This is a genomic window from Nonomuraea sp. NPDC049695 (assembly GCF_040674955.1).
GTDB classification, from domain to species: Bacteria; Actinomycetota; Actinomycetes; order Streptosporangiales; family Streptosporangiaceae; genus Nonomuraea; species Nonomuraea helvata.
Map to the genome: position 1 here is coordinate 117608 of NZ_JBFANV010000002.1, position 11255 is coordinate 128862.

Here is an 11255-nt window from a genome sequence, read left to right on the forward strand (position 1 = left end):
CTCGAAGATCACGACGTGGGGCAGCCGTTGGCCTTGTTGATGTTGTCGATGAACCTCTGGGGCATCGGCGTCGAGTACACGTCGACGCTGGCGCGGCCGGGTTCCGTCATGCTGCCGCCGTGCACCAGCCAGGAGTCGGGCACGGAATCCTGCTTGTCGTAGTCGAGAGCGTCGGTCCGGTTCGGATCCGCGACGATGAACTCCTCGATGCTCACCCCGCGTTCCCGCAACATCGTCCGCACCTCGGCGACGGTCTTGTTGTAATAGGGGACGCAGTGCATGGGCTCACCCTTGGCATCCCAGGAGGTGGTGCTCTGGAACTGTTCGCCCGGCCTGGCCTTCCTGCCGACCTCCACCTTGGCGGTGCCCTTGAAGCCGACGGGGATCTTCAAGCCGATGGCGCAGCCGTCCAGCTTCTCGCAGGGGCCGGGCGGGTAGATGCCCTGGATCTCGGTGACGTACTCGTTGTCGGGAGCCGTAGGGAAGACCTGCCCTTCGAAGGCGGCGGTGGCGGGGACCACCTTGAGCGAGACGTCGAGCCCGACGGTGCGCAACTGTGTCTCGTAGTTCTCCGGGTCGGCGTACAAGTCCTTGATCTCGATGATGTAGTAGCCGCCCTCCTTCTTGATGTCCAGCGCCGTGGCGGTGGAATTGGGCAACATCCAGGTCAGCGCCACGACGGCGGTTGTCAGCAGGCCACCGGCGACGACAGCCACCCGTCCACGCCTCCTGCCGGTCCTGCCGGTCTCGGGAGCGGGCGACCCGGCAGCGATCTCGTGCATCAGCTCGCGGGCCCCCTCGCTGACCTCCGACACCGGCGGAGCCGCGAACCGGGCGACGATCTGGTCGATGCTGTCGGTCATGACTGTCCTTTCGCGAGAGAGACGGCACGCTGTCCGTATCCGGTGAGGTCGGGGTCGAGGTCCGCCAGCTCCTTGGCGAGCCGCTTGCGGGCGCGGTGCAGCCGGAGCCTGGCGGCCCCGCGCGAGCAGCCGAGCACCTTCGCGATCTCGGCCCCGCTGAGCCCTTCCCACGCGACCAGCGCGAGCAGTTCCCGGTCGTCGTCGGAGAGCCGCTTGAACGCCTCGTACGCGGGGTCGGCGCCGGCGACGGGGCCCGCCCACGTCGTGATCTCCTCGCGCAGCCGTACGGCCAGGGCGGCCCGGCGTTCCTCGCCGCGGAAGTGGTTCGCGAGCACGCGCCTGGCGACGCCGTACAGCCAGAGCCTGGCCGCGTCCCCCTTGGGCACGTCGTTCAGGCGGCGCCAGGCGGTCGTGAACGTCTCCGCGATCACGTCCGCGGTGTCGTCAGGGGAGCCCGTACGTCGCCTGACATAAGTGGCGACGGCGGGATAATGCGCCAAATACATCTCCTCGAAGCGCTGCTCGGGCTCGGGTGGTCCCATGTGGTGGTCCTTCCAATTGGCGAACACACCGGAGGAGATGTCCGGATAAGCCGGGATGTTTCACTCGGTGCCGAGCGAGCCCGCGATCGTGCGCAGCGCCGACAGGAGTGGGCGCAGGAGGGGATGGGCGTCGGCGCCACGGCGTATGGCGGCGAAGACGCGCCGCTCGGGCCCCGGCGTCTGGCGCACCACGACCCCTGTCAGCGCCATGTCGCGCAGGGCCAGCCGCGGCACGAGAGCCACCCCCGCCCCCGCTCCGACCAGGGCGACCACGGCGCGGAAGTCGTCGGAGCAGTGCGCGAGGTTCGGCGTGAACCCCGACTGCCGGCACGCGAACGTGATCACGTCGTGCACCGGGTTGCCCGGATACGGCCCGATCCAGGTCGCATCGGAGAGCGCCACGAGGGTGGCCGACGCCGCCAGCGGGTGGTCCTGGGGGAGCACGAGGTCGAACGGCTCGGCGTACAGCGGCAGGCGCGCCAGGCGCCGGTCGGCCGCGTCGGGCGCGCCCCGGTACTCGACCGTGATCGCCAGATCGGCCTCGCCGTCCAGCAGCATGGCCAGGCTGTGGTCGCCCTCGGCGTCCAGCACGCGTACGCGCACGCCGGGGGAGGTGGCACGCAGGGCGGCGATGGCGGGGGAGAGCACGGCGCTGATCGCGGTGGCGAAGCAGGCCACCGTGACCTCGCCCGCCTCGCCCGTGGTGTACGCGGCCACCTCGGCCTCGGCGCGTTCGAGCTGGGCGAGGACCTCGTTGGCATGGCCGAGCATGATCTTGCCGACGGCGGTGAGGTGCACGCCGCGCCCGTCACGGGTGAACAGCCGGTGGCCCACCTCGTGCTCCAGGGCGACGAGCTGCTGGGACACCGCCGACGGGGTGAGGTGCAGCGCGGCCGCGGCGGCGGTGACCGTGCCGTGGTCGGCCACCGCCCGCAGCGTGCGCAGCCGCCGCGTGTCTATCACGCAGCGAGAATACTCACCCTGCGGGCGGGAGCGGTCGGGCGCCGGTCAGCGCCGCTCGCGTTGCGCCGAGCTCCGCCGTACGCCGTCCCGCCGACCCGGCGCCTGGTAACGCTCGCCCACGTCGGCTCGCGCCCGGCGTCGGGCCGCGCTGACCCGCCTTGGGGGCCAATACCGTCCATATCGGCTCGCGCCACCGGGCGTCGGCCTGCGCCACCGGGCGTCGGCCTACGGCGGCCGGCGTCGGCTCCATGGCGTCATGGGTCGCTGCCCGGCTGCCGGTCACGCCGCCGTTGTGGGATCCGGGACCGGTGGTTCAGCCGCGGGCCTGGATGAACGCCTGGACGGCGCGGTCCACGTCCTCCTCCGAGTGGGCGGCCGACAGCTGGACGCGGATCCGGGCCTGGCCGTGCGGTACGACCGGGTACGAGAAGCCGATCACGTAGATGCCCAGATCGAGCAGGCGATCGGCCATGGCGGCGGCCTCGGCGGCGTCGCCGATCATGACGGGCACGATCGGGTGGTCGCCGGGCAGGATGTCGAATCCCGCCCTGGTCATCTCGCTGCGGAAGCGCGCGGTGTTGGAGCGGAGCTGCTCGCGGGCCTCGTTCGAGGTCTCCAGCAGGTCGAGGATGCGCAGCGACGCCGAGGCGATGACCGGGGCGAGCGAGTTGGAGAACAGGTACGGGCGGGAGCGCTGCCGCAGCAGCTCGCAGATCTCCTTGCGGGCCGAGACGTAGCCGCCGCTGGCACCACCGAGCGCCTTGCCCAGCGTGCCGGTGATGATGTCGATCCGGTCGGTGACGCCGTGGAGCTCGGGCGTGCCACGGCCGGTCGGGCCGACGAAGCCGACGGCATGGGAGTCGTCGACCATCACCATGGCGTCGTACCGCTCGGCCAGGTCGCAGATGTCCCGCAACGGAGCGAGATATCCGTCCATGGAGAACACACCATCGGTCACGATCAGCCGCCGCCGCGCCTCCGACGCCTCCTTGAGCCTGGCCTCGAGCTCGGCCATGTCGCGGTTGGCGTAACGGAAGCGCTGGGCCTTGGAGAGCCGGATGCCGTCGATGATGCTGGCGTGGTTGAGCGCGTCGGAGATCACCGCGTCCTGGGCGTCGAGCAGGGTCTCGAAGACGCCGCCGTTCGCGTCGAAGCACGAGCTGTAGAGGACGGTGTCCTCCATACCGAGAAAGTCCGACAGGCGCGTCTCGAGCTCCTTGTGCACCTCCTGGGTGCCGCAGATGAACCGTACGGACGCCATGCCGAACCCCCACCGGTCCAGCGCCTCCTTGGCGGCCTCGACCACGGTGGGGTTGTCGGCGAGGCCGAGGTAGTTGTTGGCGCAGAAGTTCAGGACCTCGCGCCCGGCCACGCTCACCGACGAGCTCTGCGGGGTGGTGATCACGCGCTCCGGCTTGAGCAGCCCGGCCTCGGTGATCTCGTCGAGCGTCGTACGCAGCTGCTCGCGCACATTGGTGAACATCAGGCGCTCCAATCCAGGATGACCTTGCCGGTCCGGCCGCTGGCGGCCGTGTCGAAGGCGGCGTCGAAGTCTTGGTACGGGAACCGGTCGGTGATCACGGGGGAGAGGTCGAGACCCTTCTCCAGCAGGACGGACATGTTGTACCAGGTCTCGAACATCTCCCGGCCGTACACACCCTTGATCGTGATCATGGACGTCACGACGGTCGCCCAGTCGATCGCGAACTCCTCCGCGGGCAGCCCCAGCATGGCGATCTTCCCGCCGTGGGTCATGTTCGCGATCATGTCGCGCATGGCCTGGGGGTTGCCGGACATCTCCAGCCCCACGTCGAAGCCCTCGCGCATGTGGAGCTGCCGCATGCCGTCGGCGATCGACGACCTGGAGACGTTCAGGGCGAGGGAGACGCCGAGCTTGCCGGCCAGGTCGAGGCGCTCGTCGCTGACATCGGTGATCATCACGTTGCGCGCGCCGACGTGCGTGGCCACGGCCGCGGCCATCAGCCCGATCGGGCCCGCCCCGGTGATCAGCACGTCCTCCCCGACCAGGGGAAATGACAGGGCCGTGTGTACGGCGTTCCCGAACGGGTCGAAGATGGCCGCCACGTCGGGGTGGACGGGGACCCGGTGCACCCAGACGTTGGAGGCGGGCAGCGTGACGTATTCGGCGAAGGCGCCGTTCCTGTTGACCCCGAGGCCGACCGTGTTGCGGCACAGGTGGCGGCGGCCCGCCATGCAGTTGCGGCACTTGCCGCACACGAGGTGGCCCTCGCCGCTGACGAGGTCGCCGACGGAGACGTCCTCGACGCCCGGCGCCACCTCGACCACGTGGCCGCAGAACTCGTGCCCGACGATCAGCGGAAGCCGCAGGGTCTGCCGCGCCCAATCATCAAATTTCCGGATGTGCAGGTCGGTGCCGCAGATGCCGGTCCGCAGCACCCGGATCTTCACCTCGCCGGGGCCCACCTCCGGCTCCGGCACGTCCACAAGCCAGAGGCCGGCCTCGGCCTTCTCCTTGACCAGCGCTTTCATGGCTCCATTTCCCCCTAGTCCGAACCTAACGCACTGTGCCCGCTCACCTCCGAGCATGTCCATCGAGGGATTCTTAAGTGCCCCCACAGCTCTGCTTCACGCCACAGCAAAGCGGAGCCTCTTCGGGCGGACGTGCTCAGATCTGCAAGATTCAGCCTGGTTATTGGCATAAATACGTACTAGCCTCCAGCAGGGCCGCTCATTTCTCTTGGAGAGGACACCCGTGGAAGACCTGCGCATCGGCGTCATCGGCCTCGGCCTGCGTACGAGCCTCGCCCTGCACGCGCACCGGCCGGGCAGGGGCTCGGTCGTGACCGCCCTGTGCGACTCCGACCCGGCGGTGCTCAAGCGGCAGGCGGGGAGGTTCGAGGCCGAGTTCCTGACCGGGGACCACCGCGAGCTGCTCGCCCGGCGCGACCTCGACGCGATCATCGTCAACACCCCCGACGACACCCACGAGGCCCTCGCCGTCGACTGCCTCCAGGCCGGCAAGCCCGTCTACCTGGAGAAGCCGATGGCGATCACGGTGGAGGGCTGCGACAACATCCTGCGCGCCGCCCGCGACACCGGCACCCGCCTGTACGTGGGGCACAACATGCGTCACATGGGCGTGGTACGGCTCATGCGCGACATCATCCGCAAGGGCGACATCGGCGAGCCGAAGACCGTCTGGGTGCGCCACTTCGTGTCGTACGGCGGCGACTACTACTTCAAGGACTGGCACGCCGACCGCACCCGCACCACGGGCCTGCTGCTGCAGAAGGCGGCGCACGACCTGGACGTGATCCACTGGCTGGCCGGCGGCTACACCGCCAGGGTGAACGCGTTCGGCGACCTCATGGTCCACGGCGACCTGCCGCGTCGCGCGCCCGGCACGCCGCGACCCGACGGGTGGCTCCAGGAGTACGAGTGGCCGCCGGTCTCACGCACCGGCCTGCACCACGTCGTGGACGTCGAGGACGTGTCGGTCATGAACATGCGGCTCGACAACGGCGTCATCGCCGCCTACCAGCAGTGCCACTTCACCCCCGACTACGTGCGCAACTACACGGTCATCGGCACGGAGGGCCGCCTGGAGAACTTCGGCGACGGGCCGGGCGACACGGTCAAGGTGTGGAACGCGGGGCCCACGGCCTATCGGGACGACTGCGACATCGCGTACAAGGTGCCTCTCGCGGAGGGGTCGCACGGGGGCGCGGACGCGCAGATCATGGCGGAGTTCTGCCGGTTCGTCCGGGACGGCGGCGCGACGGACACCTCTCCGGTGGCGGCCAGGATGAGCGTGGCGGCCGGTTACATGGCCACGATGTCGCTGCGGAACGGCGGCATGCCGTACGACGTGCCGCCGCTGGATCCTGAGCTGGCCGCGTACTTCGACGCCGGGCAGGGCTGATACCCGGGGAACCCGGCCGCGCCCCGCGGACAGTAGACAGATGTGGATATGTCGATGCGTGCCCGCATACGTGGCGGGGACAAGGCGGCGTTCGGCGAGCTCTTCGACGACTGCGCGAAATCCGTCTACAACCATGCCTTCCGCCTGACCGCCAACTGGTCCACGGCCGAGGACGCGATGGCGCTGACGTTCCTCGAAGCCTGGCGATTACGGCATCGGATCGACCCGGAGGGCGGCTCGCTGCGGCCCTGGCTCCTCGGCATCGCCACCAACGTCGCCCGGAACGTGCGCAGGGCCGCCCGCAGGCACGACGACGCCCTGGCCCGGCTGCCCCGGGGCGAGGAGGTGCCGGACTTCGCCGACGAGGTCGTGGGCCGCATCGACGACGCCGAGCGCCTGGCGGCGGTGCGGCAGGCGTACGGGCGGCTGCGCCGCCAGGAGCAGGACGTGTTCGCGCTGTGCGTCATGGCCGGGCTCGACTACGCCCAGGCGGCCGAGGCGCTCGGCGTCCCGGTGGGCACCGTGAAGTCCCGGCTGTCGCGGGCCAGGAAGAAGCTCGCGGACCGGGAACCGCCCCTGGATCCCCGACAGGTAGTAGGTGACCTCGGCCCCGAGAAGGAGGAGATCCGATGAACTGGCCGGCCGAACGCGATCTTCCCGAGGGCCGTCACCGACTGCTCAAGGAGTTCGTCATGACCCAGATCGACCGCAAGCCCACGCGGAGGCGCCTCACCGTCCTGGCTCCCGTCGCGGGGCTGGCGGCCGCCGCCGCGGTGGCCGTCCCGCTGCTCTTGGGCGGCGCTCCCGCGTACGCCGTGACCAAGGGCCCCGACGGGCTCATCGAGATCACCATCAACGAGGCCAAGGACCCGAAGCAGCTCCAGGCGGACCTGCGGGCCATGGGAGCGGACGTGGTGGTGGACTACATCCCCCAAGGCAAGAAGTGCAGCCCGCAGCCGCGCAGCAGCCACTTCCTCAGCCAGGACGAGGCGCCGCTGGCGGTCTTCCCGCGCCCGAAGGGCTGGGAGCCGACGGAGGACTCGGAGCCGGGCTTCCTCATCGACCCGCGCGTGATCGGCAGTGGGCAGACGGGGGTGCTGGAGTTCAGCGTCAGTGAGGTCGGGGGCGACGTCGTCGCGGGCGTCTGGGCCCGCGTCGGCGAAGGCCCGATCGCCGACTGCACGCTGGTGGACACCACGGAGGCCCCGCTGTCGCACTGACCAGGCGAAACGACGGCGCCCTGCTGCACGCTCGTGTGCGGCGGGCGCCGTCGTCATTAGTGGGGACTCCAGGGTTGGAATCGCCGTTCTAACTGTGCAACACTGTTGCAAGCTTGCTACATGGTCGGAAAAGGAAGACACCAACACAACGAGATCAACGCGGCCCTCAAGGCGATCCGCAAGATCGGGTGGTTCACCGTCGTGGAAAGCCACAACGGTCACCGCTGGGGATGGATCGAATGCGTCTGTGGCGCTCGACAGTCTGTCTGGTGCACGCCGCGCAACCCGGGCAACCACGTGAAGCGTATCTTCCGGTGGGTCGACGATCACGCCGAGTGCGCAAAGAACGAGGAGACGTCATGATTACGTGGGACTTCCGCGTCACTCTGAATCGAGCACCCACCGATGAGGAGCTGGACGCGCTGTACGAGGCAGGTCTGGATGACTGCACGATATCGGGCTTCAGGGACGGCAACTCCTACGTCATGTGCGACCGTGAGGCGGAGACCCTGATGGACGCGATCGAATCCGTTCTCCTCCAGATCAGGACGGTCCCGGGCCTCTGGGCGACCGGCGTGGGAGAGGACGACGGGGTGACGCTGGGGGACGCGGCGCGCCGCCACGGGGGCCGCACCCAGGCCAGCCTGCGGCAGCTCGCCACCGGGCAGCGCGGTCCCGGTGGTTTCCCGAAGCCGCTGATCGAGGCCGACAACATCAGCCTCTACTCCTGGGCCGAAATCTCGGAGTGGTTGCGCACCACGATGGGCGACGACATCCCGTCGGTGAACCGCGACATCGTCATCGCCGATGCCGCGGTCAAACTGGCCTGCCGCGCCAGGGAGACTCACCAGCAGGCCCAAGTGGGTCACATCTACGAGATCGCCTGCTGATCCCCGGCGGACGGCTCACTCCTCGACCGACCTGCCGTCCGCCGGGAAAGGATCAGCGCTCGGCCTCCTTCGGCTCCCGGTCCACCTCAGGGAACGGCGACGGCTCCTGGGCGCCCTGCGTGAGCTGGCGCGGCCCGCTGGGGCTCTCCGCCTCCTGGGCGTCCGCGACCGCCTCGGCGGCCGCCTCCGAGGCCTTGAGCACCTCCTCGTCCGTCTGCGACGTCTCGGGCACCTCCTCGCGCGTGGCCGCCGACCTGGGCAGGGCCTCCGTGAACGCCTTAGAGACCCCCTGCAGCGCCGAGGTGACCTCACTCGGGATCACCCAGAACGTGTTGCCGTCGCCCTGTGCCAGCTGCGGCAGCACCTGCAGATACTGGTACGCCAGCAGCTTCGGGTCGGGGTCGTTGCGGTGGACCGCCTGGAAGACCTGGTCGATGGCGCGCGACTGGCCCTCGGCCTCCAGGATGGCCGCCGTGCGCTGGCCCTCGGCGCGGAGGATGCGGCTCTGCTTGTCGCCCTCGGCCGTGAGGATCTGCGACTGCCGCTGGCCCTCGGCGGTGAGGATCGCGGCGCGCTTGTCGCGCTCGGCCCGCATCTGCTTCTCCATCGCGTCCTTGATGGTCTTGGGCGGGTCGATGGCCTTGATCTCGACGCGGTTGACGCGGATGCCCCACTTGCCGGTGGCCTCGTCGAGCACCCCGCGCAGCTGGCTGTTGATGGTGTCGCGCGAGGTCAGCGTCTTCTCCAGGTCCATGGAGCCGACCACGTTACGCAGTGTGGTGACGGTCAGCTGCTCGACGGCCTGGATGTAGTTGGCGATCTCGTACGCCGCCGCTCGTGGGTCGGTGACCTGGAAGTAGAGGACCGTGTCGATCTCGACGACGAGGTTGTCCTCGGTGATGACGGGCTGCGGGCGGAAGGAGACGACCTGCTCGCGCAGGTCGATCATGGGGTAGACGCGGTCGATGTACGGGATGACGAAGTTGAGACCCGGCTTGAGCGTGCGGTGGTATCGGCCGAGTCGCTCCACGTTGCGTGCCCGCGCCTGCGGGACGATCCGTACGGCCTTCAGCACGGTGAGGAAGGCGAACAGTATGATCAGGATTCCGACCAGCAACAGTGGATCCATGAGTCACTCCCGGGGATAGACGAGGGCTGTCGCCCCTTCGATCTCGATGATGTCGACGGTCGCTCCCTCGGGGATCACCAGCGTCTCGTCGTAGGCGCGTGCCGACCACTCCTCGCCCCCGATGCGTACGCGACCGTCGCGGCCCGTCACCTCTGAGACGACGTAGGCGGGCTTGCCGACCAGTGCTTCCACGCCGAACCGCTGCAGCGGCGGCTGCCTGATGTGGCGCATCGCGATGGGCCTGAGCACCAGCAGGCCGGTCGCGGACGAGACCGCGAAGCAGAGCAGTTGCAGGGGGACGGGCAATCCGACGGCCGCGGTGGCGGCGGTCAGAAGAGCGGCCGCGCCCAGCAGTCCGAGCGAGGCCGTGAGGGTGAATATCTCGGCCACCCCGAGGACTACCGCGAGGATTACCCAGACGATCCAATCTGCCATGTCCGGCCCTCCTGATGGGACAACGGGCCTGTGTCTGTAAGTGGTTCCCCCTTCTCTACCGTAATCCTGGAATCATCCCTACGGCACCCGGGCACCTGCGGGATCGGCGTCAGGCAGGGCGCTCCCTTGCTGCCATCTCTCCCACGACAGCTGCCAGAAACCCCATCCGTTGCTCCATTCGAGCTCGCGGTCGGTGCCGGTGATCGTGACCGGGTCGCCGCGCAGCGAGCCGTCGTAGAACCAGGCCGCCTGGTCGGGCCTGGCGTTGATGCAGCCGTGGCTGACGTTTGCCCGGCCCTGTGCCCACACATTGTCCTTGGCGTGCACATATTCGCCGCTGTTGGAGATGCGTACCGCATGGTCGATCATCACGTCGTAATAGCCGGGCTCGCCTTTGACCCGCCCCGGGGAGACCATGCGGACCGGGTCGCCCTTGTCCATGGTCAGGTGGATGCCGCTGGTCGTGGTGTATTCGGGGGTGGTGGCCATGCCCGCGCTGATGGCCATCCGCTGCACGATCTGACCGTCGCGGCGGACCAGCATCCGGTGGGTCCTCGTGTTGATGGCGCTGGTCTGCGCGCGGCCGACGGTGAAGGCGAAGGTGGAGTCGGTGGCGCCGTAGCGGCCCGCGCCCGCGCGTACGCCGGCCAGATGCGCGGTGACCGTGACCCGCTGGTGCGGGGTCCAGAAGCGGCGGGTCCGGTAGATCACCTGGGTGTCGCTGGTCCACCGCCACGCGCCCTCGACCGGGTGCTCCGCCTTGACCTCCAGCGTCCGCTCGACGGCCGCCTTGTCCGTTATCGGGCTGTCGAAGTCGATGATGACCGGCATGCCGACGCCGACCGTCTCGCCCGGCAGCGGCGTCGTCGAGGCCACCTGGAAGGTGTGCTCGACCGGGCGGGTGCGGAAGCGGCCCATCGCCACCGTGGCGGGGCCGCGGGCGCCCTGGGCCGTGGCGGTCACCGTGTATTCGGCCGCGGGCTTGAGCGTCCAGGCGGAGCGCCAGATCGTACGGGAGCCGTCGAGCCGCCCCGGCACCTGCTCCCCGCCCACGGAGACCAGCACCCGGTCGAGCGTGCCGCCGAGCGACCTGATCACCAGGCCGCGGTCGGTGCGGGCCCGCCTGGCGTCGAAGGCCGGCGAGACCCGCACGACCGGGGGCGAGGACGGGGTCTCGGCCGTCACGCAGGTGCAACCGCAGACCAGGAGGAGGAAGGTGACACAAGTCAGCACCGCCTGCCGCATGTCACTCCTGAGGGTCCGAGGGAGGGGGCGAACCCAGGGTAGCGGTCAGTCAGTGATCAAGCAC

Annotated in this window: 13 protein-coding genes; 5 read left to right on the plus strand and 8 right to left on the minus strand. The window is 69.3% G+C overall.

Annotated features, from left to right (window positions below):
• Positions 1-8 precede the first annotated feature (8 nt).
• From AB0J64_RS02700 to tdh, 5 genes are all read right to left on the minus strand, one after another.
• On the minus strand, positions 9-863 hold the full coding sequence (locus tag AB0J64_RS02700) for a hypothetical protein (RefSeq protein ID WP_364019503.1): 855 nt from the start codon (positions 861-863) through the stop codon (positions 9-11).
• Positions 860-1405: an RNA polymerase sigma factor gene (locus AB0J64_RS02705; protein ID WP_364019506.1), complete on the minus strand. Its 546-nt coding sequence runs from the start codon at positions 1403-1405 to the stop codon at positions 860-862. Before AB0J64_RS02705 ends, AB0J64_RS02700 begins: the two co-directional genes overlap by 4 nt.
• Before the next feature lie 60 nt (positions 1406-1465).
• On the minus strand, positions 1466-2368 hold the full coding sequence (locus AB0J64_RS02710) for a LysR family transcriptional regulator (RefSeq protein WP_364019509.1): 903 nt from the start codon (positions 2366-2368) through the stop codon (positions 1466-1468).
• A gap of 313 nt (positions 2369-2681) precedes the next feature.
• Positions 2682-3851 (minus strand): glycine C-acetyltransferase, encoded by a 1170-nt coding sequence (locus tag AB0J64_RS02715; RefSeq protein ID WP_364019512.1) that lies wholly within the window; start codon positions 3849-3851, stop codon positions 2682-2684.
• The gene (gene tdh, locus AB0J64_RS02720) at positions 3851-4879 is read right to left on the minus strand and encodes an L-threonine 3-dehydrogenase (RefSeq protein WP_364019515.1); all 1029 of its coding nucleotides are present in this window, start codon (positions 4877-4879) and stop codon (positions 3851-3853) included. Before tdh ends, AB0J64_RS02715 begins: the two co-directional genes overlap by 1 nt.
• A 223-nt stretch (positions 4880-5102) precedes the next feature.
• On the opposite strand from tdh, the gene AB0J64_RS02725 reads away from it, so the two are divergent.
• From AB0J64_RS02725 to AB0J64_RS02745, 5 genes are all read left to right on the plus strand, one after another.
• The gene (locus tag AB0J64_RS02725; RefSeq protein ID WP_364019517.1) at positions 5103-6272 is read left to right on the plus strand and encodes a Gfo/Idh/MocA family oxidoreductase; all 1170 of its coding nucleotides are present in this window, start codon (positions 5103-5105) and stop codon (positions 6270-6272) included.
• A 54-nt stretch (positions 6273-6326) separates the two neighbouring features.
• Positions 6327-6905, plus strand: a complete 579-nt coding sequence (locus tag AB0J64_RS02730) for an RNA polymerase sigma factor (RefSeq protein ID WP_364019520.1) — start codon at positions 6327-6329, stop codon at positions 6903-6905.
• A complete protein-coding gene (locus AB0J64_RS02735; protein WP_364019523.1) occupies positions 6902-7492 on the plus strand; it encodes a hypothetical protein in 591 nt (196 codons plus the stop codon). Before AB0J64_RS02730 ends, AB0J64_RS02735 begins: the two co-directional genes overlap by 4 nt.
• 120 nt (positions 7493-7612) lie before the next feature.
• The gene (locus AB0J64_RS02740) at positions 7613-7855 is read left to right on the plus strand and encodes a hypothetical protein (RefSeq protein WP_364019526.1); all 243 of its coding nucleotides are present in this window, start codon (positions 7613-7615) and stop codon (positions 7853-7855) included.
• Positions 7852-8382 (plus strand): hypothetical protein, encoded by a 531-nt coding sequence (locus AB0J64_RS02745; RefSeq protein WP_364019529.1) that lies wholly within the window; start codon positions 7852-7854, stop codon positions 8380-8382. The genes AB0J64_RS02740 and AB0J64_RS02745 overlap by 4 nt, the downstream gene beginning before the upstream one ends.
• Positions 8383-8434: 52 nt before the next feature.
• Here the strand turns inward: AB0J64_RS02745 and AB0J64_RS02750 are convergent, their stop codons facing one another.
• From AB0J64_RS02750 to AB0J64_RS02760, 3 genes are all read right to left on the minus strand, one after another.
• Positions 8435-9511 (minus strand): SPFH domain-containing protein, encoded by a 1077-nt coding sequence (locus tag AB0J64_RS02750; protein ID WP_364019532.1) that lies wholly within the window; start codon positions 9509-9511, stop codon positions 8435-8437.
• Between the two features lie 3 nt (positions 9512-9514).
• Positions 9515-9946 (minus strand): NfeD family protein, encoded by a 432-nt coding sequence (locus AB0J64_RS02755; protein ID WP_364019535.1) that lies wholly within the window; start codon positions 9944-9946, stop codon positions 9515-9517.
• A gap of 78 nt (positions 9947-10024) precedes the next feature.
• A complete protein-coding gene (locus AB0J64_RS02760) occupies positions 10025-11191 on the minus strand; it encodes an Ig-like domain-containing protein (protein ID WP_364019538.1) in 1167 nt (388 codons plus the stop codon).
• Positions 11192-11255 lie beyond the last annotated feature (64 nt).

Bases quoted from the DNA above. Each gene is read 5' to 3' on its own strand.
- AB0J64_RS02730 (WP_364019520.1), top strand. From the start codon at position 6,327: ATGCGTGCCCGCATACGTGGCGGGGACAAGGCGGCGTTCGGCGAGCTC.
- AB0J64_RS02735 (WP_364019523.1), top strand. From the start codon at position 6,902: ATGAACTGGCCGGCCGAACGCGATCTTCCCGAGGGCCGTCACCGACTG.
- AB0J64_RS02755 (WP_364019535.1), bottom strand. From the start codon at position 9,946: ATGGCAGATTGGATCGTCTGGGTAATCCTCGCGGTAGTCCTCGGGGTG.
- AB0J64_RS02705 (WP_364019506.1), bottom strand. From the start codon at position 1,405: ATGGGACCACCCGAGCCCGAGCAGCGCTTCGAGGAGATGTATTTGGCG.
- tdh (WP_364019515.1), bottom strand. From the start codon at position 4,879: ATGAAAGCGCTGGTCAAGGAGAAGGCCGAGGCCGGCCTCTGGCTTGTG.
- AB0J64_RS02750 (WP_364019532.1), bottom strand. From the start codon at position 9,511: ATGGATCCACTGTTGCTGGTCGGAATCCTGATCATACTGTTCGCCTTC.
- AB0J64_RS02700 (WP_364019503.1), bottom strand. From the start codon at position 863: ATGACCGACAGCATCGACCAGATCGTCGCCCGGTTCGCGGCTCCGCCG.
- AB0J64_RS02715 (WP_364019512.1), bottom strand. From the start codon at position 3,851: ATGTTCACCAATGTGCGCGAGCAGCTGCGTACGACGCTCGACGAGATC.
- AB0J64_RS02740 (WP_364019526.1), top strand. From the start codon at position 7,613: ATGGTCGGAAAAGGAAGACACCAACACAACGAGATCAACGCGGCCCTC.
- AB0J64_RS02745 (WP_364019529.1), top strand. From the start codon at position 7,852: ATGATTACGTGGGACTTCCGCGTCACTCTGAATCGAGCACCCACCGAT.
- AB0J64_RS02760 (WP_364019538.1), bottom strand. From the start codon at position 11,191: ATGCGGCAGGCGGTGCTGACTTGTGTCACCTTCCTCCTCCTGGTCTGC.